Genomic DNA, 25,148 nt, shown 5'->3' with positions numbered 1-25,148 from the left:
GGTAGCCGATTTGCGCATGGCCTCGCCCGCGGCGGTAGAATTGGTCAACCCGAAACACCGCAACGAACGGAAGACTCACATGGCCCTCATTACTTCGTACCACGTCCCCGGCCTGTATGTCGAGGACCACAGCATCGACGTCCCCCTCGACTGGCGCGGCCTGGAGCCAATGCTCCTGGCCGTCGGCAGCACCATGCGCCGCGGCGCTATGCCGGCACCAATCGCCGGCGCGCCCGAGAGCATCAAGCTCTTCTACCGCGTGGTTTGCGCGCCCGACCGCATCAACGACGATCTGCCGCTGCTTCTGTTTTTGCAGGGCGGCCCCGGCGGCGAGAGCCCGCGTCCGCTGTCACCCACAAGCGATGGCTGGATCGAGGAGGCCGTCAAGCACTTCCGCGTGGTCCTGCCCGACCAGCGCGGTACCGGGCGCAGCAGCTGTGTAGACGGGCGCACGATTGCCGCACTGGGCGAGCGCGCCGAGGCGGCAGGCTCCGATGCGGCCCGCTCGCAGGCGGACTTCCTCAAGCGTCACCTCGCCAGCTCCATCGTGCGCGATTTTGAGTACCTGCGCCTGGTGGGCTTTGGCGGCAAGCCCTGGGTCACACTCGGGCAGAGCTACGGCGGCTTTTTGACGTTGAGCTATCTGTCGCTCTTCCCCGAGGGCGTGGCGGCAAGCTTTACCTGCGGCGGCACTCCGCACGTGCCGGCGAGCGCCAGCGAGGTCTACGCGCACACCTTCCCGCGCATGGCCGCCAAGACGCAGCAGTATTACGACCGTTACCCCGCCGATGTCGAGCGCGTGGCAGCCCTGGCCGATGCGCTCGAGGCTCAGAAGCCCGTACTGCCCGACGGCTCGCCAATGACGGTCGAGCGCCTACAGCTCATGGGCAGCGACTTTGGCATGAAGCCGAGCTTTGAGCGCATGCATTGGATTATCGATCACGCGTTTGTTACAGGCGACGGTACGCTGAGCTGCGGCTCCTCGGTATCCGACAGCTTTTTGATGCGCGCCTTCGAGCGCACCAACACGCGCACGAATCCGCTGTACTGGACGCTGCAGGAGTTCATATACGCCGACGGTGACACTATGCCCATTGGCTGGGCCGCAGCTGAAGAGAAGGCACACCACGCCGAGTTCGACACCCTCGCGCGCCCGCTCATGTTTACCGGCGAGGCCATGTTCCCGTGGATGTTCGAGCAGATGCCCGAGCTCAAGCCCTTCAAGCCCGCCATGGACCTGCTGATGGAAGACACCAGCTGGGACAAGATCTATGACCCGCAGCGCCTGGCCTGCAACGAGGTGCCGCTCCAGGCCGCGGTGTACTTCGATGACATGTACGTCGATTCGAGTCTGCAGCTCGACACGCTCAGCCGCGTGGGCAACTCGCACGCCTGGGTAACCAACGAGTTCGAGCACGACGGCCTGCACGGCAGTGTGGTATTCAAGCACCTCTTCGACGAGTCCCTCAACCGCGGAGACCTGCGCCGAATCTTCTAGCAAAGGAGTGTCCCCACCTGCCGGCACAATAGGAACGTCCCCAAGTGCCGGAAAAGGAGAGGCAGCACTGCTGGCAAAACGAGCCGCAGCGCTGCCTCTCTTTATGCAAACACTATCAAGTTGTCCCTATGGATTGCGGGCTTCTCGGCCAGGTCTGCGAGCAGGCGGTTGCTGGCAATCTGGTCCTGGCGGCGGCCGGCGGCGAGCTCCAGCACGTCCGAATCGGCCTCGGCGATACCGCGGGCGACAACCATGCCGCTCGGGTCGCACACGTCGAGCACATCGCCCTCGGCAAACTGGCCATCGACCTCGCGAATACCCACCGCGAGCAGCGACGATCCGCGGCTGACCAGCGCCTTCGCGGCGCCGTCATCAACCGTCACCGAGCCGTGCGCCTTGTCGCCCAGTGCAATCCACAGCTTGCGGGGTGCAATGTCCAGGCGCTCCGCCGGCGGATCGAACAGCGTGCCCACGCTCTCGCCGCGGGCCAAACGCACGAGCGCATCGGGCTCCTCGCCCGAGCAAATCACGCTCTGAATGCCGGCCGTCATGAGAATGCGGCTTGCACGGATCTTGGTGATCATGCCGCCCGTGCCCACCGATGTGGAAGAATCGCCCGCCGAGGCGATGATCTTGGCGTCGATCTTATGCACGACCGGGACGAACTCGGCCGTGGGGTCCTCGTGCGGATTGGCGGTATAGAGGCCATTGATGTCCGAGAGCGTCACGCACAGATCGGCGGAAACCAGACAGCTCACAAGCGCCGCCAGCGTGTCGTTGTCGCCAAACTTGATCTCATCGACGGTGACGGTATCGTTCTCGTTGACGACCGGCACCACGCCAAGCTCCACAAGGCGAAGCAGGGCGTCGCGCGCGTGCAGGTAGGACGTGCGGCGCGCCGTGTCGTGACGCGTGAGCAGCACGAGCGAGGTGAGCAGGTCGCGCGCATGGAACTCCTCGTCGTAGGCCGACGAGATGATGCACTGACCGGCCGAGGCGCAGGCCTGCAGGCTCGGCAGGTCGCCGACCGGCTTACGGTCGAAGCCCAGCACGGGATAGCCGCAGGCAATGGCACCCGAGCTCACCACGACCAGGCGCCAGCCAAGCTCGCGCAGCGCTGCGGCCTGGTCGGCAAGCCCGCCGATAAAGGCGCGGTTGACCTTGCCGTCGGCGCCCACCACCGTGGACGAACCGATCTTTACCACCATCGTTTTATAAGAAGTCGTCATACGTCAAACCAATCAACTGTTCAGCGAACGGCCGAGCCGGCGGCCAGGGAAGCGTGACTCGCCCCTACCGCCCAAGGAATTAGTGAGCCCAGGGAAAGGCAGAGGCCGCGGCCATGTTCTTGCGCACGAGCTCGTCGCGCACCTGAGCCAGGCCCTGCTCCATACCCACCACATAGGTCTGCGGGTACAGGAAGCGCTTGAAAGCTGCGTCCAGATGGTCGAGCGCCCAAGCACAGCGCTCGCGCGCGTCCTGGATGCTCTCACGCGGAGCCACCGCACTGCCATCGCGCACGATCGGCACCAGCAGCTCGCGATACTCAAGTTCGGACACGTCGGTCACCAGGGCGGCATCGTTCACGGCCACAAGGGTATTGCCGCGCGCGACGCCCTCCCCTGCCAGATGGTCCTCGTCATAAATCATGTCGCAAACCGGGCCGCCAAAGCCGTCGTAATAGCGTCGTACGCGCTGCACGCCGGGGATCGTGCGCTTGTAGGGCTGCTCGGAAAGCTTCACCACCGGCGTCCACGGCTCCGCGTCGCTCGCACGACGGGCCGAAAGCTTGTACACGCCGCCCAGCGCAGGCTGATCGTAGCAGGTCGCGAGTTTGGTGCCCACGCCAAAGCTGTCGATGGGCGCGCCCTGGTCGAGCAGCGACTGAATCGTGTACTCATCCAAATCGTTAGAAACCGAGATCCCCACATAGGGCAGGCCCTCGGCATCAAAACGGCCGCGCACATACTTTGAGAGCTTGGCGAGGTCGCCGGAGTCGATGCGAATGGCCGACAGGCGCTCGCCCACCGCTTCCATCTCCTTGGCAACCGTAATGGCATGTTCACAGCCCTCGCGCACGTCATAGGTGTCGATGAGCAGCGTGCAGTTCTTGGGGCTCGACTTGGCAAAGGCGCGGAAGGCCTCGAGCTCGGAATCGAAGCTCATCACCCAGCTGTGCGCATGCGTGCCAAAGACGGGAATACCGTAGCGGCGGCCGGCGAGCACATTGGACGTAGAGGAGCAGCCGGCAACGTAGCTCGCGCGCGCGACGGCCAAGCCGCCATCGGGACCCTGAGCGCGGCGCAGGCCAAACTCGGCAACGGGACGGCCGTCCGCCGCCAGCACCACGCGCGCCGTCTTGGTGGCGACAAGCGTCTGGAACCCAACGATGTTGAGCAGCGCCGTCTCGAGCAGCTGGCACTCCAGCGCGGGGCCGGTGACGCGAACCATGGGCTCGCGCGGAAAGACGAGCTCGCCCTCGGGCACGGCGTCGATGTTTACATGCGCGCGGAAGTTGCGCAGGTAGTCGAGGAATGCAGGCTTGAACATCGCGCCGCCGGCCGGGGCCTGAAGTGAGGCGAGGTAGTCGATATCCTCGGGCGTAAAGCGCAGATTCTCGACAAGCTCGGGCAGCTCGGCGGTGCCGCACATGACGGCATACGCGCTGCCGAAGGGATGGTCGCGGTAAAACGCCGTAAAGCAACCCTGCTCATTGGCCTTGCCGCTCTCCCACAGGCCCTGGGCCATAGTGAGTTCGTACAGATCAGTGAGCATTGCGATGTCGGTGGGATGCGAGATGTCGGTCAAAGCCATGGGGCGACCTTTCGGATGCGTTGTGCAGAGGTTGAGGGTTGGAGAAGGGCAGAGTGTTCGGGCATGACACCCGGCGCGAATCGGCTAGAGCAGGCCCATGCTGGTCAGGATCGTGTAGCCCATAAAGATGACAAACGCGATGAGGGCAAGGACAATGATGATTTTTTGAGCCGGCGCCATGCCAGGGATCTCGTTCTCGCCCGTAGGCTCCTTGGAGGTAACCATGCGCTGGGCAAAGCTCATCTCGTCACGGCTCGGCTTAGGATCGACGAACTTGGGACGAGCGGTCTTTTTAGGCTGAGGTTTAGGTGCGGCGGGCGCGGGCTTCGCGGCGGCGGGCTTGGGCTCGGATGCGCCCTTCGCAGCAGCCTCCTCGGCCTTCGCACGCTCGGCACGCAGGGCGGCCAGCTCCTCACGCTCGCGGCGTGCCTCTTCCTGGGCCTCGCGACGAGCTTTCTCGGCGCGGAGCTCTTCCAACTCGACGCGTTCCTCGGCAGACAGTGGTTGGGACTCAAGCTCGGCCATGGTACAGCCCTTTCTTTTAAAAAAAGCCGCCGACACAATGTCAGCGGCTTATCAAATCCAAGGGTGGAGACGAAGGGAGTCGAACCCTCGGCCTCTGCCATGCGACGGCAGCGCTCTCCCAACTGAGCTACGTCCCCAGGACAAGTTGATATTTTACCTACGGCTCGCCAACTGTCAACGACCAATAATCAGTCTTTTTGGGGCACGGCTATTTTGACAACTTTTCGAGCAGGCGATCCTCTCGATGATTTTTCTGGGACGGGGATTAAAAAAACATTGTGTACCGAATGATTTTTTAATCCCCGTCCCAGAAAAATCATCGGCGAACGCGCTACTTTGCGCTGGTGAGGACGCCGGTGGTGTCGAACGCCGGGGTAAAGCTCTCGTCTACCGCGCCGCCTTCTTGCCAAAACATCGTCGTAAAGCCCAGGTCGTCGGCATGGTCGAGCACCTGCTCGTACTCCTCGCGCGTCACGGCACGTGCCAGGTCGCCGCCCTGCTCGCGCATGAGCGCATTGGGCGTGTACTGGTTCATGACCGAGATCGGCACGTCGCCCACCGTCTGCCACACCAGGTCTAACACGCGGCACGAGTCATCCGCATGCCCCGGCAGCACCAGGTGGCGCACGATGATGCCGCGCTTCATGAGCCCGCCCTCATCCACCAGCTCTCCCCCGCGGCGATCGATCTCGCGCGCCATCTGGGCCAGACCCGACACGGCCACGCGCGGGTAGTCCTTAATATGAGAAAGCGACTGCGCAAGCCCGGCATCGGCATATTTAAAATCCGTAAGCCACACGTCGACCAGGTCGCCCAGCGCCGCCACGGCACTCGCGCGCTCGTAACCACTCGTGTTGTAGACGATCGGGATGACCAGCCCGCGCGTCCGTGCCGCGGCAATCGCGGCAGGCAACAGGTGTGCATAGTGCGTCGCAGTCACCAAATTGATGTTGTTGGCACCCTGGTCCTGCAGTTCCAGCATAATCTCGACCAGGCGCTCAGGCGAAATCTCAAGGCCAAAATTGCCCGTCGAGATCTCGTGGTTTTGGCAGTAGATACATTTGAGCGAACAGCCGCTAAAGAAAATCGTACCCGAGCCGGCCTCGCCCGAAATGGGCGGCTCCTCCCACATATGGAGCGCCGCGCGGGCGACCTTAAGCGTGTTGTCGGCGCCGCACACGCCACGCGCGCCCTCGTCGCGCGCCGCACCGCAACGGCGCGGACACAAATGGCAGGCGGGCGAAAAAAGTTCGGTCAACGACGTCGGCATAAAAACATGCTCCAAAACAATGATTCAGCAGCTCAAACGTAAAGGGACCAACCGCACAGACGGCTCGAGCCCAAGGCGCCGTAATCGTCCGACACGTTTTTTATAATGTCAAGACTGGAATCGACAAAGTGCCGCTTTATGATGTAGGTATTCCGCCCCCCGCGGAGCAACTGGGTGAACCGTCGCGTTTATTTAGGGAGCCCACACAGTCGTACCTAGTACAGGTATCCTTCGTTGTTAAGGACGCTGGAACAGTCGATGAGGGCACCCACCTGTTTTAGGTGGGTTCATTTTCGTAACGTGGGGGGTGGTTTTTATTTGCCGAAAACCACCATTACAGCCCATATGGATCCCCGCCGGTATCCCAACAATCCATCGACAACATCCCAATATCTGGTAAGCGCGTGATTATCGCTGCGTGCAATTCCATGCACCCCCCTTGGTCGAGTATCATGGTTCGGCTATGCCCTTTGCGCTTAGCAACCTTTGACCTTTTCCTTCGACGCTTGGCGGTTTTTAGATTCATGGCTTCATCCCCGAGCTACATACCGTATCTATGCGTGGCAGCGGCGGCCTTTATCACGACCTTCCTCACGGTGCCCCTGGTCAAGCGCTTGGCAATTAAGCTCGACGCCGTCGACTATCCTTCTAAGCGCCGCATCAACACCAAGCCCATCCCGCGTTTGGGCGGAACGGCGGTGTTTTTGGGCCTGGTCGTTGCCTGTATTGTGCAAATCCTAGGCACCTGGTACCTGGGTTGGCCGCCCGTTTTGGTGCCCCACCCCCGTCTGCACATCAGCTACCCCATACTTGCGCTTTCTTTTACCGTCATCTTTGCGACCGGCGCTATCGACGACGTCTTCCAGCTCAAGCCCAAGCAAAAGCTAGCCGGACAGGTCCTCGCCGCGCTTATCGCCTGTATCGGCGGCCTGCGGATCGGCGTCATCGTCAACCCGTTTGCCCCCGGCGAGATCATGCTCGGATGGCTCGCCTACCCCATCACCGTGATCTATCTGGTGGCATTCACCAACATCATTAACCTCATCGACGGCCTCGACGGCTTGGCCACGGGCATCTGCGGCATCGCGTCGTTCACCATGTTTTCGATGGCCGTTCTCTCGGGCCGCATCGACGCCGCCGCGCTCTCCATTGCGCTCTTTGGCGCTTGCCTGGCCTTTTTGCGCTACAACTTCAACCCCGCAAGCATCTTCTTGGGCGACTCGGGGTCGTTGCTTCTGGGCTTTGCACTGGGCTCCATCTCGCTGCTCAACGTGAGCCGCACCGCCGCGCTCACCTCGCTTATCATCCCGCTCATCGTTGCCGGCGTGCCCATCATCGACACGTTTAGCGCCATCGTGCGCCGCAAGCGCGCCCACATTAGCATCGGGCAGGCCGACAAGGGCCACATCCACCACCGCCTGATCCAAGAGGGCTACAACCAAAAGCAGGCAGTGCTCCTCATCTACGCCTGGTGCATCATGCTTTCGGCCGGCGCCGCCGCGATTAACCAGGTCGAGGTGCCCATGCGCGTGCTCATCTTTACCGTGCTCGCCATTGGCTCGGCGGCCTTTGCCAAGCACCTGCACCTGTTTGAGCCCGTGCTGCGCCACCATTACAACAAGCGCACGCACGAGGACGAGCTCGTCACCCCCGACGATCCCGCCTTTAAGCAGGAGGAGCAGGCGGCAGAAGAACGCAGGGAGGAGCGCCACCACAGGCGCTAGGGTAAGCTGCCGAGGATGCGCCCAGGCGCCGCCGGCCAAACGCGCAGCCACGCCGCGCCCATCGCACATGCCGCCGCTCTCCCGCCCCTCGCGTACTTACGCCCCGACCCTCCAATAAACGCGTTATCATCTTGACCCATGAACATACGTTAGGAGCAATCATGCCAAACGAGAACAGCTACGAAGTCGCGCTGCAAAAGAGCAACGCCATTCGCGAGGGCCTGGCCAAAACGCCCGAGAAGTTCACCATGCTCACCGGCGACCGCCCCACCGGCCGTCTGCACCTGGGTCACTACTTCGGCACCCTCAAGGGCCGTGTTGAGCTGCAGAACATGGGCGCCAAGACCAACGTGCTCATCGCCGACTACCAAGTCATCACTGACCGCGATACGACCGAGCACATCCAGGACAACGTGTACAACATGGTCATGGACTACCTTGCCTGCGGCATCGACCCCGACAAGACCATGATCTACGCGCACTCCGCCGTACCCGCCGCAAACCAGCTCATGCTGCCGTTCCTGTCGCTGGTCTCCGAGGCCGAGCTGGCGCGCAACCCCACGGTCAAGGCCGAGATGGAGGCCTCGGGCCACGAGCTCACCGGCCTTCTGCTCACCTACCCGGTGCACCAGGCCTGCGACATCCTGTTCTGCAAGGGCAATGTGGTGCCCGTCGGTCGCGACCAGCTGCCGCACATCGAGCTCACCCGCACCATCGCCCGCCGCTTTAACAACCGTTACGGCAAGGTGTTCCCCGAGGTCGACGCGCTGCTGTCCGAGACCCCGCTGCTGCCCGGCCTGGACGGTCGCAAGATGAGCAAGAGCTACGGCAACGCCATCAATATTTCGATGACCGCCGAGGAGACGGCCAAACGCATCAAGAAGAGCCAGACCGACTCTGAGCGCATGATCACGTTCGATCCCGAGAACCGCCCCGGCGTGTCCGGCCTGCTTTCAACCGCCGCCATCTGCACTGGCCGTTCCGAGGTCGAGATTGCCGAGGAGATTGGCATGGGCGGCTCCGGCCAGCTCAAGAAGTACGTGACCGAGGCCGTCAACGAGTACTTCGCGCCGATCCGCGAGCGTCGTCAGCGCTATGAGAACGATCTGGACTATGTGAAGGACGTGCTGCACGAGGGCAACCGTCGCGCCAACGAGATTGCCGAGCAGACCCTGGCCGAGGTTCAGGACGCCATGGGCATGGTGTACTAGATCGATCTGCTGGCTAGAACTTTCGATTGCTATAGGGCGGGCGCTACGGCGTCCGCCTTTTTTGGTGCCCGACCGGTTCGGCTCTGCCCATTGCACTCCCCCGACAAACAGGAACAGGCCCGCTGGCAGTTAGTTGCCAGCGGGCCTGTTCCCGAAGTACACCGTTGAATCGCACAGAGGGGAGGAATGCGAATCAAACTCAACAGGGCAGGCTTTTTCATCGCCTATTGCCTGCTCCGTTGCTGAAACCAATATAGTTCACCGTGGTTTACTTTGCTGCATCAATATCGCCCGCCATAGCTTCTCCATAAGTTAGCCCCAGTAAACTAAACCACCACAAAGGGGACAGGCACCTTTGTGGTGGTTTTCGCCACGGCAGAGCCGCTAGAGCCCCACTGGCCAGCGACAGACGGCCAAGTCGACGTGCATGTCATCCTTAAACGCCACACCCTCCCCTAGCAAAAGCTCACGTTGAGCATCGGGGCCGCCAAACGCAAAGCCCTCGCAAATGCGGCCATCGGCAAACACCACACGATGGCAGGGAATCTGACCAGGGCGCGGATTGCTATGCAGGGCATACCCCACGTACCGCGCACTCCGCGGACGACCGGCGAGCAGCGCCACCTGACCGTAGGTGGCGACCATCCCCTCGGGAATCTGCTCGACCACCTCGTACACCCGCTCAAAAAAGCCCTCAGACGCCATTGCTCGCTCCCTTCCAACCGGAATAGCATAAACCACCACAAAGGTGCCTGTCCCCTTTGTGGTGGTTTTGGCAGGTGGGCTAGTTAACGGGCTGGAAGAAGGCTACGGCTACGGCGCCGGGGCCTACATGGGTGCCGATGGTGGCGCCGATGGTGTGAACGGGCAGTTCGCCCTCGGTGTGGCCAGCCCACAGTGCCGCGCTGTCCTCGATATACTTCTTGAGCACCGCATCCGAAAGGCCCGTATAGCCGAGCGCCAGCGGCATGGAAAAGTCGATGCCGCCCGCCTTTTCGACCTTCTGGTTGAGCAGGTTACGTCCGTTCTTGGAACCGCGCGCCTTGCCCAGCTGCACGATCAGACCGTCCTCGGCAGCCACCACGGGCTTTACGTTGAGCAGCGTACCCACGGCACCGGCCGCAGCAGACAGGCGACCGCCGCGCACCAGGTACTCCAGCGTCTCGAGCAGGCCGATGACGACCACGCGGTCGCGCACGGCCTCGACAGCCGCCGCAACCTGAGCCGCGCCCTGGCCCTCGTCCACCAGGCGCAGCGCATACTCGACCAGCACGCGCTCGCCCAAGGTCACGTTATTGCTGTCCACGACGAACATGTCGCCGCCCGGCGCCTCGGCAAGTGCCGTACGAGCACTCTGGTTGGTGCCCGAGAGCTTGGCGCCCACGGTAATAATCACGGCCTCATCGCCGGCCTCACGCGCTTCGGCAATCGCCTGCGAAAAGGCGTACGGGTTGACCTGACCGGTCTTGGGCAGCTCATCGCGCTCCACAAGCATCTCGTAAAAGCGCTGGTGATCGATGTCGACGCCATCCATATACACATCGGTGCCAAAGGTGACGGACAGCGGCAGAACACGCAGAGCGGGGTGCTCCGCCGGCGACATATCGCTTGCGGAATCGGTAATAATGCGGACGGACATAACGAATCCTTTCTTGCGCAGGTCCCGCGCGGGGAATTTTGACAGCAATGCCCCGGCACGGCATACGCGCTCAAACGGGACTATGCAGTTTTTAATGGGAAGCAAATGCCTTGGCGGCCTTAGATCTCACGCAGGGTGTTGAGAATCGTACGCAGCGACGCATACATCTGCTCGCGCTGCTCCACACCCATAGCCTTACCGGTGGTGTCGAGCACCTCGCGAATGATGCGGTCCGCCTCGCTCATGCTCTCGCCGCCCAGAGCGGTCAGGCGCACCGGGGCACGATACTTAACGGCCGCATCACCCGAGTCGTCGACCTCGACGTAGCCGCCCTCCTCCAGATGCGCGAGCGTGCGCGAGACGGCGGCACGGGTCACGCCTGCCATGCGAGCCAGGTCAGCGCCAGTCAGGCCGTCCTTGCTGCGCTCAAGATAGTACAGGCACATAACGTCGGAGCCCTTGAGGCCCAGCCTTGCGCCCTCGGATGTCTTAATGCGCTGGATCTCCTTGTAGAGCCCGCTGATCAGTCCGACAAAGTCCTCGAAACGTGTCTCGTCGTTCTGCTGCATGGGAGACGACCGCCTTTCGCTTACATGATGCTAACGGGTAAACATCTTAGCCGCACGAGGCAACACCCATACCCAAATATCCCATTTGTTAACCCATCAACATAAAAACCACCACAAAGGGGACAGGCACCTTTGTGGTGGTTTTGACCGGCGAACATGATCCGCAGGCGTCGTTACAGTTCCACGCAGGGATTGTCGCGGGTCACAAGCGTCTTAACGACAACCGTCGCTCCCAGATAGCGCTCGAGCAAATCGGCAAGACGATCGATGGCGGCCTGGCAGTCCCCCATTCGCTCGGGCTCTACGCACTCAATCGCCAGGAACGCGTCCGCCGAATCGTCGGACAGGGCCGTTCGAACGCCGTCGCGCCAGTTCCAGCAGCGGCACACGGCGCCCGCATCATCGACGTAGGCCAGCTCGCCGGACAGCGTCGGGTCATCCGCTTCCTCGCCAAGCGGCAGGAACGCGTCGCCGCCGTCGGTCACCTTCAAGCGAAGGTCTCCCTCGATCGCATGCAAATCCTCGCCGCCTACGGGTAACGCGTAGGTCAGCGACACCGTGTTGTAAATGTCCACCGCGGGCGTAATGTGGCCCACCGGCTTGCCTTTGAGCACGCGTTTGAGCAGGTTCTCAATTGAGCAACGCGCGCCCTTCTTGGTCTTGAATAGGCGATATGCCTCGCGCCATGCCTTAACCGGCGCATTCTCGCTGATAGTATCGCTGGTCAGATGACGCTCCGCGTCGATATTGGCGCGGTCGAGCAACGCCGCAATCGCGTCCACGTCCTCTTGAGGAATCTGAGCCGCGGGCTTCATGCCCTTTACGACCACAACACCGACAGCCGCCTGCGGAAATAGCTCCCAAAACGAATCCTCGGCAACGAAACTCTTCATGTGCTCTCCCTTCATAGCATGCGCCCGAGCCCGGGTGCCTAAACAAAAAGCGCCCTTACGACGGCCACCTTCAAAGTCCTACGGTGCCGCCACAAGAGCGCTTACGCTGCCCCCATCCGGAGAAGGGAGCGATATGTTAGGCGTATTATAACCCGAGTCATCCGCGCGAGTAAAACCACCACAAAGGTGCCTGTCCCCTTTATGATGGTTTTGGGTCTGAGGCGACGCTAGTGGCGAAGTCCCAGCAGGCCGTGGCCGCGATGACGGGCGTCGGCGTGCACCTGAGCGTGCGGACCGGCGGCCTTGACGGATTCGGGCAGGTGCGAGTACTTCTTCTCGAAGTTCTCCTCGAACATCACGGCCAAGTTGTGCGCGGCCTCGTCGTAGCGAGCGGTGCTCTGCCAATACTGGCGCGGCACCAGGATGCCGTCGGGTACGCCGTGGCACGTGGTGGGAATGTCGACGTTAAAGATGTCGTCGTGCACGAACTCGCTGTCCTCGATGGTACCGTCGAGGGCGCGGGCCACCAGGGCGCGCGTGTAGGCAAGCTCGATGCGATGACCCACGCCGTAGCCGCCGCCGATCCAGCCGGTGTTGACCAGGTACACACGCGTGCGGCCGTCGGCGATGCGCTCACCGAGCATCTTGGCATAGACCATGGGGTCGAGCGGCATAAACGGCTCGCCAAACAGCGAAGAGAACGTGGGCGTGGGCTCGGTGACGCCGACCTCGGTGCCGGGGATCTTGGCCGTAAAGCCCGTCACAAAGTGATACATGGCGGCGTCGGCCGTCAGGCGCGAGATGGGCGGCAGCACGCCAAAGGCGTCGCAGGTCAAAAACAGCACGACGCTCGGAGTGGTGCCCATGCCCTTGGTCCACGCGTTGGGAATGTGCTCCACAGGGTATGCCACGCGCGTGTTGTGCGTGATCGAGATGTCGTCGTAGTTGGGCTTGCGGTTCTCGTCGAGCACCACGTTTTCGCAGATCGCGCCAAAGCGGACAGCGTTGAAGATCTCGGGCTCGTGGAAGGCGTCCAGGCCCTCGCATTTGGCGTAGCAGCCACCCTCGATGTTAAAGATGCCCATGTCAGACCAGCCGTGCTCGTCGTCGCCGATCAGCAGGCGCGTGGGATTGGCCGAAAGCGTGGTCTTGCCGGTGCCGGACAGGCCAAAGAACACGGCGGTCTCGTGCGTGACGGGATCCATACTGGCCGAGCAGTGCATGGGCAGCACGTCGTCCTCGACGGGCAGCAGGTAATTCATGACGCTGAAAATGGACTTTTTGATCTCGCCGGAGTAGCCGGTGCCGGCGACCAGAATCACGCGCTCCTGGAAGTTAATGACCACGGCGGCGCTGGAGTTGAGGCCCTTGATGGCGGGATCGCACTGGTAGCCCGGCGCGGCGAGCACACAGAAGTCCGGCTCGCCGGTGCGTGCGATTTCACGGGCAAGCGGGCGGGCGAGCATCTGCTTAATAAAGAGCGCCTGGCTGGCACGCTCGCAGGCGACAAGCAGACGACGCGTATGGTTGCGGTCGGCACCGGCCATACCGCGAGTGACGAACACGTCGCGCTCGTTGAGATAGTCGACGATGCCGGCCTTGATGGCCTCGTAGCTCTCGACAGACAGCGGGCGGTTGACGGCACCCCAGGCAATCTTGTCGTGAACATCGGGGGTGTCAACGATAAAGCGGTCATTAGGCGAGCGGCCAGTGCGCTCCCCCGTCTCGATCACCAGCGCGCCGTTGGAGGCCATACGACCTTCGTTGCGACGGATGGCGTGCTCGACGAGCTCCGCGGCGGGTAGATCGACCAGCAGACGGGGCTGATTCTCGGCGGGATCTACGACCAGCGTAATACCAAAGTTGGACAAAACATCTGCAGGGGTAACACCAGGCATGGGGCCTCCTTTAAAAACGCGACACGAGGACACGACGCGCACTTTACTCACGTAAAGCCCGTTGTACCCGATATGCAAAAACGTTTTTGCGGCAAGGGCGGCAAGCCCGCCCAACGGTCAAAAATCGCAGGCAAGCGGCCTAGTCATTGGGGACGTTTTTAAACGACTAATCGTTGGGGACACTCTTGAACAGGCAACAACCAAGGAGCGTCCCCGGATGCCGGCACTTAGGGACGTTCCCAAAGTGCCGGCACAAAAAGAGCGTCCCTAAGTGCCGTCTACTGAATGGCGCCGCCGAAATTATCGAACAACCTGTTCAAAAACACGAACGAACACCGTCGCGTCTATACTAGAGCGCAGCAATAGAAAGGACTCCGCTTTGAGCATCACGCCCATCGATAGCATTCGTCGCGCCATCGCCCGCCGCAATGGCGTCGCCGACCCCACCGTATCGGACGGGGCGCACGGGCAGGGCGGACGCATCGAGAACGGCCTGTTCCCCGCATCGCACACCGCCGAGGAGCTCGCACGAATCCAAGAGCTAAGCCAGCGTAACGCCGGCGGTCCCGACAGCAGCCAGGCCACACGCCGTCGCCGCGAGCGCGATCGCCAGCCCGGCCCCATCCACCGCATGGTCAATGCCTGGTGGAACCGCCTGCTCGGAGCCGTCTACGGCGGCGGCTTCTCCACGCAAGAAGCCGAGTACGAAGATCACGCCACCCGTCGCGACTACCTTTGGAATACCCTGGGCACCGCCGTGTGGGGCATGGCGTTTCCGTTGCTCACCATCGTGTCCACACAGCTCGTGGGCGCCGAGGAGGCTGGCAAATTCTCCATCGCCTTTGTCACCGGCACGCTCATCATGATCGCGTGCAACTACGGCGTGCGCAATTTCCAGGTCTCGGATATCGACGAAAAGACGTCCTTTGCCTCTTACCAGCTCAACCGCTTGATCTGCGGAGCGCTCGCGCTGGCATGCGGCCTGGTATACAGCAGCGCCCGCGGCTACGATGCGCAGATGGCCACAATCGGCCTGGGCGTCTACCTGTATAAGGTGATCGACGGCATTGCCGACGTGTACGAGGGCCGCCTGCAGCAGGCCGACAAACTCTACCTGGCCGGCATGAGCCAAACGCTACGATCCGTCGGCGTCATCGCGGTCTTTAGCGTGGTACTGTTCCTCACGCGCAGCATGCCCATCGCCGCCATGGCCATGGGTGTTACCGCGATCGCCTCGCTCGTTCTGGTCACCGCGCCGCTCGCCCTGCTCGAAACCGAAAAATCGCGCCGCGTGAGCCTGCGCGAGGTCGGTCACCTGTTTATCCAGTGCGCCCCGCTTTTTGGCGCGCTGTTCCTGTTCAACCTTATCGAGAGCATGCCCAAGTTCGTGATGGAAGGCACGCTGGCCTACAAGTATCAGCTGTACTTTAATGCCCTGTTCTTTCCGGCGCAGGCTATTTTGTTGAGCATTGGATTTATCTATAAACCGCAGCTTCTGCGTTTGTCGAGCATTTGGGCTAATCCTCGCAAGCGTCGTCGCTTTGACCTGATTATTGTTGCCGTTATGGCACTGATCGTGGTCATCACCAGCGTGTGCGCCGCATTTATGGCAGGTCCCGGTATTCCCCTCATGAGCTTCATGTACGGCCTCAATTTTGAGCGCTACCGCACGCTGGCACTGCTGATGGTTGTCGCCGGCGGCGTCACCGCGGCCATCGACTTTCTCTACGCCATCATCACGGTGCTGCGCCATGCCGGCGACGTCACCAAAATCTACCTGATCTGCTTCGCCGTAAGCGTAGTGCTGCCGGTGATCCTGATCAACCTGCTGGGTCTGATGGGCGCCGTGGTGAGCTACCTAGCCATCATGGCCCTACTCCTGGTGCTGCTGATTATCGAATACGCCCACATCCGCCAACGCATCGAGCGCGACCGCAACCCCTACGGCGCCTAATTAGCTGCCCCGGTCACCGGAATTTGCGATGGAATCGCCCCGGCTGGAGCCTCGTTGAAGACAATATGCATCACGTAAAACTAAGTGAGTAGATTTTTACCGAATCCCTGACCACACCGACAGAGCACAAGTCTGTGACCTGCGGTTTTATTGAGGCAAATATGTTGGGTGCTCGGCATTTCCAAAAAAGTCTACTCACTTAGCCAGCGGGCAGCCAAATGATTATTTAATCCCCGTCCCAGAGAAATCAATTAGCGGGCAGAAGGGCAAAAGTAGTCAAAAACCCTTCCCAAATTAGCTACCCCTTGCACCCGTTATTCGCCCGGGTTGATGTTCGCGTAGAACTCCGCCCCATCATCGAGCCGCAGGATACCGACGCGGCCGAACTCGGAGCCGGTGGCGGCGGCGCAGTCGATATCGATGCGATCGGGCACGCCGGCGGTATCCTCGCCACCCAGGCGCACAATCTGCCCGCGGCCCGACTCCTCATCGAGCCCCGCCAGGCCGCCAACCTCGCAATAGCGCCCAAGCGACACCGTGGGCGTGTGGCCGCTCACCACGACCGGGCCCTCGCCCTCGGCAGAAAGCAGTCCCGTCGGCGCATCCCAATAGCCGTGACGAATCCACAGTAGGTCATCGGACGACTGCACCGCGAGCATCTGCTGCAGCAGCTCGCGATCGGCACCCACCGCTCCGACGCCATCGGCACAATCGACGCCATGCTCAAGTAAAAACGCGCGCGCCGCCTTCATCTCGATTCCAGCATGTACCAGCAGATACGGGCGCTCCTTGGTCTCGGCCACCGCGTAGAGCGGCAGCGCGGCCATCCATCGCACGAGCTCCTCGTATGCCTCAAATTCCATGTCGTTGAGCTGCTCGCGCGTCGTCCAGCCACCGTTGATATCCCAGGTCTCGGCATCGAGCGGATCCTGGCCAATGATGGCATCGAGCATGATCTGCTCGTGATTGCCCTTGAGAACGCGGGCGTTAGGCAGCGAGCGCACGAACTTAATAACGCCGACCGGATCGGGCCCGCGATCGATCATGTCGCCCAGCACGTACAGCGTGTCGTCGGACGTCAACGAGATCTTAGACAGGGCCTCGTCAAGCGCATGCACGTGTCCGTGAGCATCAGATGTCACATAGATCGCCATGGAACGCCTTTCCCTACCTTGCGACCGAAGCCCGGAACCGCAACTAAAACTTCAAGTTGAACTTAAATGTTACCCATTGTACTCCGTTGCAATAAAGCTGGAAAGGGTTTCCGAGCAGAGGCAAAGACGGCAGCCGTCTATGACGATATCGCGCACGCCCGCAATCCAACCCCATAAACCCACCATCTTTGGGTACAAATAACCGCAGACAACTGACCGTGCCACGCCAACCACCCAGGAGCGGACACCATCCATGAACCAGATCCTTCTCTTTATCGGCCTCGTTATTATTCTGTGCCTGACCATCAAGCCCGTCGGCAAAAAACTCCCCTTCCCCACCCTGCTCATCTTTATCGCGCTCGGCATGCTGTTGGGCGTCAACGGGCCGGCTCACATCGACTTTAGCGACTACGCGCTCACCGAAACCGTCTGCAGCACGGCGCTGCTGTTCATCATGTTCTACGGCGGTTTTAACACCAACATCGACCGTGCCAAGCCCGTCGCCGCGCCTGCGGTGCTGCTGAGCACGCTCGGCGTCGTCATCACTGCCGGCATTACCGGCGTGTTCGCGCACTTTGTACTGGGCTTCGACTGGATCGGCGGCCTGCTGCTGGGATCGGTCGTGGCGTCCACCGACGCGGCCAGCGTCTTTAGCGTTCTGCGCGAGCACAGCCTTTCGCTGAGGGGCGGCACCGACTCGCTGCTCGAGGTCGAATCGGGCTCCAACGACCCCGTCGCCTACATGCTCACCGCCGTGCTCGCCACACTCGCGGCCGGCGGCGACATCAACATTCCCGCACTGCTGGCCAAGCAGATTATCCTGGGCGCGGGCCTGGGCCTTGCCATCGGCTGGGCGGCGGGCCGCCTGATTGATCGAGCGCACGCAACGGCCGAGGGCGCGCAGACCATCTTCTTGTTCGCCGTGGCCATCGTCGCCTACGCGCTGCCGAGCTACCTGGGCGGCAACGGCTTTTTGGCCGTATACCTTGCAGGCATTGTGCTGGGCGCAAGCGACATCACCGGTAAGGTCGAGATGGCGCACTTCTTCGACACCCTCACCGAGATGGCAGAGATGACCATCTTCTTCTTGCTCGGCCTGCTCGTAACGCCCGCACGCCTGCCGCAGATGCTGCTGCCGGGCCTGGCGCTCATGGCGTTCATGCTCTTCGTGAGCCGCCCCATCGCCGTCGGCGTGCTCCTAGCGCCCTTTAAGACGAACCCTCGCCAGGTTGCACTCGTAAGCTGGGCGGGCTTGCGCGGCGCGGCTTCGGTCGTCTTTAGCCTCTTTGCCGTGGTAGCCGGCGTTCCCGGCGGTCACGACCTGTTTGACCTGGTGTTTGTGATTGCCGTATCGAGCATTGTGGTGCAGGGTTCGCTACTGCCGGCGGTGGCGAAGAAACTCGATATGATCGATGCGGCCGGCGACGTACGCCGCACCTTTAACGACTACCGCGACGAGGACGGCATGTCGTTTGTAAAGCTCAAGGTGGGCGCTGGCCATCCGTTTGCCGGGCGCTCGCTCGCCGATATTGGCAGCGCGACGGACATGCTCGTGGTCTTGGTGCTGCGCGACGGGGCGCACCCGGTACTGCCCAACGGCGATACCGTCATCGAGGAAGGCGACCTTCTGGTGATGGCAGCCCCAACGTTCGAAGAGCGTGCCGAGGTTACGCTGCGCGAGGTCACCGTGACGCCCCACGGTCGCCTGGCCGGTCAGCGCCTGCGCGACGTGCCGCAGGGCAAGCACCCGTTTATCGTGGTGATGCTCAAGCGCGAAGGCCAAACGATCATCCCCGACGGCGACACCCTAATATACGCCGGCGACGAAGCCGTCATCGCCACGCTGGCGTCGTAGTGACCAGGGGTTAGCTAATTTGCGACGAAGAAATCAAGCGCCTAGAGAACCTCATGCCTTCGCTCGCAGATTTGGATTTGCCCGAGGAGTAAAGCACCCCTCCCCCATGTAACCATCCTGTAAATCATAGCGGCGCACTCGAGTTTTACCGTGATGCGGTCGCGCCTGGCGCTCCACTGTGCTAAAGTATCCCGAACGTTCAAACGACTACGAGGGGACTTAGAAGATGGCGCGTGTGCACAACTTCTCAGCAGGCCCGGCCGCACTGCCCACCAGCGTGCTCGCCGAGATCGCCGACGAGATGATGGACTACCGCGGTTGCGGCATGTCCGTGCTCGAGATGAGCCATCGATCTAGCATGTACCAGCAGATCATCGACGACTCCGAGGCAACCCTGCGTCGCCTGCTGAGCATCCCCGACAACTACCGTGTCCTGTTTTTGCAGGGCGGCGCCACGCTGCAGTTTGCGGGCATCCCCATGAACCTCATGCGCCGCGGCCGCGCCAGCTACATCGTGACCGGCAACTTTGCCAACAAGGCATACAAAGAAGCCGCCAAGTACGGCGAGGCCGTGCTGCTCGCGAGCTCCGAGGACACCAATTTCGACCGCATTCCCACCATGGCCGACGTCAACGCGCGCATTGCCGCCGAGGCCACGGGCGACGGGCTCGACTACGTCTACATCTGCCAGAACAACACCATCTTTGGCACCATGTACCACGAGCTGCCCGCTTGCGGCGACGTGCCGCTGGTCGCCGATGTCTCGAGCTGCTTTCTGTCGCAGCCGCTCGACGTTGAGCGCTACGGGCTCATCTACGCCGGCGCGCAGAAAAACGCCGGCGCCGCGGGCGTGACCGTGGTCATCGTGCGCGACGACCTTATCGCCGAAGGCCCGGCCTATGCGCAGACGCCGCAGTACATGGACCTTAAGACCCAAGCCGCCAAGGACTCCATGCTCAACACGCCCAACACCTTTGGCATCTACGTGTGCGGCAAGGTGTTCCGTTGGGTTGAGCAGACCGGCGGACTTGCCGCCATGGCCGAGCGCAACTGGGCCAAAGCCAACCTGCTCTATGACTTGCTCGAGCAAAGCGAACTGTTCCATGGCACCACGCAGGCCGACAGCCGCTCCATCGCCAACGTCACGTTCCGCACCGGCGATGCCGACCTCGACGCCGCCTTTGTCGCAGGCGCGGCCGAGCACCAGATTCAAAACGTCAAGGGTCATCGCCTCGTCGGCGGCATGCGCGCCAGCGTGTACAACGCCGTCACCATGGAGGACGTGCAGGCACTGGCCACATACATGAAGGACTTCGAAGCACAGCATAGTTTGAGTCCGCGATCTAACTAGCCCGCAACGCGCGGGCCGACCAGCCACTTCAAACCATCTGTTTACAACAAACCTGCTAAGGAGTTTTCCATGCGTAAGATTAAGACCATCGACGACATCACCAAAGACGGCAAGGTTGAGTTTGGCGAGGGCTACGAGTTTGTGGCCACCGCCGAGGAGGCCGACGCCATCCTGATGCGCTCGACCGACCTGCACGGCTACGAGCTGCCCGAGGGCATTCGCGCCATCGCCCGCTGCGGCGCCGGCGTCAACAACATTCCCGTCGAGGAATACGCCAAGAAGGGCGTCGTCGTCTTTAACTCCCCCGGTGCCAACAGCAACGCCGTCAAGGAGCTCGTCCTGGGCATGCTGGTGCTTTCGAGCCGCGGCGTCGTGCAGTCGATGAACTGGGTGCGCAACAACGCCGACGACCCCGAGATTCAGGTCGATGCCGAAAAGGCCAAGAAGGCCTTTGTGGGCCGCGAGCTCAAGGGCAAGCGCATCGGTGTCATCGGTCTGGGCAACGTGGGCTCCAAGGTCGCCAACGCCTGTGTCGACCTGGGCATGGACGTTTACGGCTACGATCCGTTCATTTCCGTCGAGCACGCGTGGGTGCTGAGCCGCGAGGTGCAGCGCGTGGGCACGCTCGAGGATCTGTGCCGCGGCTGCGACTACCTCACCGTGCACGTGCCCAGCAAGGCCGACACCATCGGTATGATCAGCACCGAGCAGATTAACCTGCTGGCGCCCGACGCCGTGCTCATCAACTACGCGCGCGAGACCATCATTGACGAGGACGCCGTCGACGCCGCCCTGCGCGAGGGCAAGCTCAGCTGGTTTAGCTGCGACTTTGCCACGCCCAAGACCGTCAAGATGCCCAATACGTTTATCACCACGCATTCGGGCGCCGGCACCGGCGAGGCCGAGGCCAACTGCGCCGACATGGCCATCAGCGAGCTCAAGGATTACCTGGAAAACGGCAACATCGCGCACAGCGTCAACTACCCCGCCTGCAGCATGGGCAAGGCGCGCGCCGCAAGCCGCATTGCCTGCCTGCATGCCAACGTGCCCAACATGATCGGCCAGATCACGGCCATTCTCGCCAAGGACAACGCCAATGTGCAGCGCATGACCAACGAGTCCGCTGGCGAGAACGCCTACACCATGTTCGACACCGATGAGCACCTGGACGGCAGCACGATCGAGGCGCTCAAGCAGATTCCGTCGATGTATCGCGTGCGCGTGATTAAGTAGCGCCGGCGCCAAACCTGCCAGACAGACCACGAAGCCCATTCGCCCCCCGTTTTCACGAAACGGGGGGCGATTTTGTTGCTCCGGACGACTTTAAAATGATACCCAGAACAAGTTTTTTCAGATAATCGATAGTGAGGCTCCAGTCGCTAAGCACGCCCGCTTTGATAAACAGCTTTATCAGGGACTTTAGTAGGTAAAAATCGGTCTCTATGTGCCGAATGTAAGTTGACTGTCTATTTTCCGAAACAACTTATTCTAGATAGCATTTTTAGGGTCCCTCCAAGGCAAAATTGAAGCCTTTTTGCGACCAGAACTCTAGCTCGCGCTACCGTTTACCCACCGCGCGACTACATTCCCGCCCAATCGATAAAAATCTCCTCACGAAGCCGCCGTTCGAGCTCCTGCTGTCGCGGCGTCTTGTCTTTCAGCGGCACATCGAGATAGGACATGATGAGCTCCATCACCACGCGGAAGGCATCGAAGTCGGCCAGCTGACCATAGGTCATCAGAACGACGGGATATCCCATGGCTTGCAAGGCCGTCGTTCGATCGGAGTCCGAAATCTTGGATTCAATGGATCCGTGAATGGCTTTACCCTGGCATTCAACCAGACACTCTCGGCTGCCGTCCTTATTTGCCAGCAGGATATCGGCATAGCGCCTATCAAGCCCCGAAATCAGGCGGGCGCTGCGCGTCATACGAATCTCAACGTTATTGGTAAGGCTCAGCCCTTCGCCGCCGCGCAACCTCGTAAGGCCAAACAGCATCGAAGCCTGGACCTCGAGCGGCGATGCTGCCACCCCCGTAATGCATTTCGCGGCTCGTATGAACGTTTTAGCGCCGCGGAGCCCCCGGACCTTATCGACGAACTCTGTAAGCTCAGAGAGCTCGATCAAGGGAGGTCGTTTCCACAAGTCCGTTGGATTCCCCGAGACATCCTTTACGTTTTCCCAGCCCGACCGTGCGTCACCCCACCGGCCCCCGTATGCCTGCTCAAGTGCCGACTTTACCTGAGGTGCAATCTTGCACACGGCAAAGGTGCCGCACATCTCATACATGCACATGATTAGACGCTCGTTTGAGACCGAGGAAGCCAGGGTCAGCAGGGTAAAGAGTGGGGACGCAACATCGAGGCCAAACTCCGTCTGCCGCACGGAATCAAACGGCCTCTCCCCGTTCCAAACATGCCTGACAATGCGATCGCCCTTACGTCCGCAGCTGCCCTGCGCCAACACGTGTAACGGGGTGCCCAGGAAATGCGTGACGAGCGGATGCTCACATAGGTGCTCCCTGCGCGGATCGTCCGCAGAATCGGGCAGGTCCGGCATTATTGCCAAGACCTGTGGAGGTATCCGGTGATACCGAAAGGCAGATATGTCGCACAGCATGTCGTCCATGAAGGGTACGTACCCGCTGCGTCGCTTGTGAACCCGCTCGGACGGCAAACGCGCTGGCTCGGCCTGCGAACGGTAAATACTGCCACGCCCACGTCGCGGATCTCTCAGGAGGCTTACAATCGGTTTGGAAAGCAAACTGATTGTGAGGTTGCATATGGTTGATGAGGACTTTGCCTGGCGGCTTACGCAAGGACTCGTGCGGATCGACAGCTCAGACCCGGGCGCGTATGAGGATGAAATTGAGCGCTTCATTAAGAGGCTCATTGAGCAGCAGCTGGCACAACTTGATAGTTCTGCGCTCGATGCCGTGCAGATTGAGGAGCTCGAAGTGCTGCCCGGGCGCCGCAACCTTAAAGTCACCGTGCCGGGCCAAAGCGACGAGCCGCGGCTGGTCTATATCTGCCACATGGATACCGTCACCTTGGGCGACGGCTGGGACGCAGGCATTCCGCCGCTCGGGGCAATCGTGCGTGACGATAAACTCTATGGCCGCGGTGCCTGCGATATGAAGGGTGGCCTGGCCTGCGCCATTGCCGCACTGGTCCATACGCTCGAGCGCGTGGCGGCAGAAGGCGAGCTGCCCCGCCGCGGCTTTTCGCTCATCTGCTCGGTCGACGAGGAAGACTTTATGCGCGGCTCAGAGACCGCGATCGATGCCGGCTGGGTCGGCTCGCGTGAATGGGTGCTGGACACCGAGCCCACCGACGGACAGATCCAGGTGGCGCACAAGGGACGCACGTGGTTCGAGATTGAAATGGCTGGCGTGACGGCGCATGCGAGCCAGCCCTGGAAGGGCGCGGATGCCGTCGCCGCCATGGCCGAGGTCGTGTGTTCGCTCCGTCGCGCGTTTGTGGCGCTGCCCGCGCACGATGAGCTGGGGTCTTCGACCATCACGTTTGGCCAAATCGAGGGCGGATATCGCCCCTATGTCGTGCCCGACCGCGCCAAAGTCTGGGTCGACATGCGTCTGACCCCGCCGACCGATACGGCCGCCGCGACGCGCATGGTAGAGCAGACCATCGCCGTCGCCGAAGCCGCCGTTCCCGGTTGCCATGGCAGCTACACCGTGACGGGCGACCGCCCCGCCATCGAGCGCGACCCGAACTCTCCCCTTCTAGCAGCGCTCAAGCGTGCCGCCGATGACGTGACGGACGCGGACACGACCGTCGGCTTCTTTACCGGCTACACCGACACCGCCGTCATTGCCAGCAAGACAGGCAACCGCAATTGCATGAGCTACGGTCCCGGGTCGCTCGCGCTCGCGCACAAGCCCAACGAATATGTGCCCCACGCCGATATCGTTCGTTGTCAGCAAGTGCTGATCGCGCTTGCCGACAACACGCTCTGGGACGCGAGCAGCCAAGTTGGGGCATAATAAGCCGCGAACAAACCGACTCGCTCGTTAGGACCGCCCATGAAAGCACTTCCGTTTCCCTGCATCCGCCCGGCTCAGGACCGCGTGCTCGAGGCGCTGCCTGCAATGGGCAGCATCCTGAGCGGCAACGACGCCCTGCGCGGAGCCATTGCCGATGGTCTGATGCTCAAAGACCCGGGTGCGGCGTATTACGTGTACGAATGCTCGGGCGAGCCGGGACGTGTGACGGGTGTCGTGGCAATCTGCCCGGTTAACGTGCTGACGGGTAGCGACGAGGCTGCCGCCGAGAGCGTCGACGCACTCGCCGCCGCGCGCGCGATCGCCGAGCTCAAGGTGCAGCCACGCCCCGTGTCGCTCGCCTACGAGGCCTCGCCCGTCATGGATATCATCTTGGGCGCCGCCAAAGAGGGCGCGTCGCTCTACGCCGTCACCGACCCCGCGGGCATTACGCACCGCGCGTGGGAGGTCAAGCGCGAGGACGCCGTCGGGGCCATCCGCGCTATGCTCGATCAGGCGCCCGACCCGGTGTTCGCCGGTGACTCCGCCTATGTCGCCGCACTGGCTGGGGCATCGCAGATTCTGGCCGACGAGGCCCGCGCTGCCGGCGCCTACTCTGGCAAAGAGCCGTTCAACTTTGCTGTAGCCGTGCTGTTCCCCGCCGCGCAGGTCAGCGGCAGCGCGCCGCAGGTTCCGACGGGTCTGCTCACTCACCAGGTCTCACGGTTCTAGCGAACTCAAACGCTAAGCTGGAAAACCCAGCATCCAAACAAACAAGGGGCGGAGATGCA

20 protein-coding genes and 1 tRNA gene are annotated in these 25,148 nt (G+C 61.7%); 9 read left to right on the top strand and 12 right to left on the bottom strand.

Translation table 11 applies throughout. The annotated features are described in order from the left end of the window. The first annotated feature begins 79 nt into the window (after window positions 1-79). Complete coding sequence (locus DW661_RS06465; protein WP_118935085.1) at window positions 80-1,498, top strand: alpha/beta fold hydrolase; 1,419 nt, start codon at window positions 80-82, stop codon at window positions 1,496-1,498. A gap of 101 nt (window positions 1,499-1,599) precedes the next feature. Here DW661_RS06465 and proB read toward each other — a convergent pair whose 3' ends face one another. The 5 genes from proB to DW661_RS06440 form a co-directional block, all read right to left on the bottom strand. Then, window positions 1,600-2,727: a glutamate 5-kinase gene (gene proB, locus DW661_RS06460; protein ID WP_118935083.1), complete on the bottom strand. Its 1,128-nt coding sequence runs from the start codon at window positions 2,725-2,727 to the stop codon at window positions 1,600-1,602. Between the two features lie 79 nt (window positions 2,728-2,806). Then, window positions 2,807-4,312, bottom strand: coding sequence for a nicotinate phosphoribosyltransferase (locus DW661_RS06455; RefSeq protein WP_118935081.1), 1,506 nt, complete (start codon window positions 4,310-4,312; stop codon window positions 2,807-2,809). Window positions 4,313-4,396: 84 nt separating this feature from the next. Beyond that, window positions 4,397-4,837, bottom strand: a complete 441-nt coding sequence (locus DW661_RS06450; protein WP_118935079.1) for a hypothetical protein — start codon at window positions 4,835-4,837, stop codon at window positions 4,397-4,399. A gap of 64 nt (window positions 4,838-4,901) precedes the next feature. Continuing rightward, window positions 4,902-4,974 (bottom strand) — tRNA-Ala (locus DW661_RS06445). 194 nt (window positions 4,975-5,168) lie between these two features. Next, window positions 5,169-6,107, bottom strand: coding sequence for a radical SAM protein (locus DW661_RS06440; protein WP_118935077.1), 939 nt, complete (start codon window positions 6,105-6,107; stop codon window positions 5,169-5,171). Between the two features lie 524 nt (window positions 6,108-6,631). Here DW661_RS06440 and DW661_RS06435 point away from each other — a divergent pair. Both DW661_RS06435 and trpS read left to right on the top strand, forming a co-directional pair. Next, entirely contained in the window at window positions 6,632-7,831 is a 1,200-nt protein-coding gene (locus tag DW661_RS06435) for an MraY family glycosyltransferase (protein ID WP_117646362.1), read from the top strand. A 161-nt stretch (window positions 7,832-7,992) separates the two neighbouring features. After that, entirely contained in the window at window positions 7,993-9,042 is a 1,050-nt protein-coding gene (gene trpS / locus DW661_RS06430) for a tryptophan--tRNA ligase (protein WP_089572045.1), read from the top strand. A gap of 384 nt (window positions 9,043-9,426) precedes the next feature. Here the strand turns inward: trpS and DW661_RS06425 are convergent, their stop codons facing one another. From DW661_RS06425 to pckA, 5 genes are all read right to left on the bottom strand, one after another. Further along, window positions 9,427-9,747, bottom strand: coding sequence for an MGMT family protein (locus DW661_RS06425; protein WP_118935075.1), 321 nt, complete (start codon window positions 9,745-9,747; stop codon window positions 9,427-9,429). A gap of 79 nt (window positions 9,748-9,826) precedes the next feature. Beyond that, window positions 9,827-10,681, bottom strand: a complete 855-nt coding sequence (locus tag DW661_RS06420; protein WP_117641033.1) for a DegV family protein — start codon at window positions 10,679-10,681, stop codon at window positions 9,827-9,829. 119 nt (window positions 10,682-10,800) lie between these two features. After that, the gene (locus DW661_RS06415) at window positions 10,801-11,250 is read right to left on the bottom strand and encodes a MarR family winged helix-turn-helix transcriptional regulator (protein ID WP_022093866.1); all 450 of its coding nucleotides are present in this window, start codon (window positions 11,248-11,250) and stop codon (window positions 10,801-10,803) included. Window positions 11,251-11,423: 173 nt separating this feature from the next. Next, a complete protein-coding gene (locus DW661_RS06410) occupies window positions 11,424-12,143 on the bottom strand; it encodes a B3/4 domain-containing protein (RefSeq protein WP_117758343.1) in 720 nt (239 codons plus the stop codon). A gap of 227 nt (window positions 12,144-12,370) precedes the next feature. Continuing rightward, window positions 12,371-14,041, bottom strand: coding sequence for a phosphoenolpyruvate carboxykinase (ATP) (pckA, locus tag DW661_RS06405; protein WP_199584860.1), 1,671 nt, complete (start codon window positions 14,039-14,041; stop codon window positions 12,371-12,373). Between the two features lie 379 nt (window positions 14,042-14,420). On the opposite strand from pckA, the gene DW661_RS06400 reads away from it, so the two are divergent. Continuing rightward, window positions 14,421-15,995 carry a lipopolysaccharide biosynthesis protein gene (locus DW661_RS06400; RefSeq protein ID WP_233539936.1) on the top strand — a complete coding sequence of 525 codons (1,575 nt, stop codon included), beginning with the start codon at window positions 14,421-14,423 and terminating at the stop codon, window positions 15,993-15,995. A 314-nt stretch (window positions 15,996-16,309) separates the two neighbouring features. Here DW661_RS06400 and DW661_RS06395 read toward each other — a convergent pair whose 3' ends face one another. After that, the gene (locus DW661_RS06395; protein ID WP_118935073.1) at window positions 16,310-17,149 is read right to left on the bottom strand and encodes a metallophosphoesterase family protein; all 840 of its coding nucleotides are present in this window, start codon (window positions 17,147-17,149) and stop codon (window positions 16,310-16,312) included. A 253-nt stretch (window positions 17,150-17,402) separates the two neighbouring features. Here DW661_RS06395 and DW661_RS06385 point away from each other — a divergent pair, with 253 nt between their 5' ends. The 3 genes from DW661_RS06385 (at window position 17,403) to DW661_RS06375 (ending at window position 21,588) form a co-directional block, all read left to right on the top strand. After that, window positions 17,403-19,004 (top strand): potassium/proton antiporter, encoded by a 1,602-nt coding sequence (locus tag DW661_RS06385; protein WP_117800444.1) that lies wholly within the window; start codon window positions 17,403-17,405, stop codon window positions 19,002-19,004. A 226-nt stretch (window positions 19,005-19,230) separates the two neighbouring features. Continuing rightward, window positions 19,231-20,355 (top strand): 3-phosphoserine/phosphohydroxythreonine transaminase, encoded by a 1,125-nt coding sequence (gene serC, locus DW661_RS06380; protein WP_118935071.1) that lies wholly within the window; start codon window positions 19,231-19,233, stop codon window positions 20,353-20,355. Between the two features lie 69 nt (window positions 20,356-20,424). Then, the gene (locus DW661_RS06375; protein WP_118935069.1) at window positions 20,425-21,588 is read left to right on the top strand and encodes a phosphoglycerate dehydrogenase; all 1,164 of its coding nucleotides are present in this window, start codon (window positions 20,425-20,427) and stop codon (window positions 21,586-21,588) included. Window positions 21,589-21,935: 347 nt separating this feature from the next. On the opposite strand, the gene DW661_RS06370 is transcribed toward DW661_RS06375, so the two are convergent. Then, window positions 21,936-22,916, bottom strand: coding sequence for a hypothetical protein (locus tag DW661_RS06370; protein WP_147356433.1), 981 nt, complete (start codon window positions 22,914-22,916; stop codon window positions 21,936-21,938). 223 nt (window positions 22,917-23,139) lie between these two features. Between DW661_RS06370 and DW661_RS06365 the strand changes: the two genes are divergently transcribed. Both DW661_RS06365 and DW661_RS06360 read left to right on the top strand, forming a co-directional pair. After that, on the top strand, window positions 23,140-24,360 hold the full coding sequence (locus tag DW661_RS06365) for a M20 family metallopeptidase (RefSeq protein ID WP_118935065.1): 1,221 nt from the start codon (window positions 23,140-23,142) through the stop codon (window positions 24,358-24,360). Window positions 24,361-24,399: 39 nt separating this feature from the next. Next, window positions 24,400-25,089 carry a DUF1015 family protein gene (locus DW661_RS06360; protein WP_118935063.1) on the top strand — a complete coding sequence of 230 codons (690 nt, stop codon included), beginning with the start codon at window positions 24,400-24,402 and terminating at the stop codon, window positions 25,087-25,089. Window positions 25,090-25,148: the final 59 nt, after the last annotated feature.

Source organism: Collinsella sp. AM24-1, assembly GCF_003470325.1.
In the GTDB taxonomy this organism is placed as follows: domain Bacteria; phylum Actinomycetota; class Coriobacteriia; order Coriobacteriales; family Coriobacteriaceae; genus Collinsella.
This window is presented reverse-complemented; position numbering and strand designations above follow the sequence as displayed.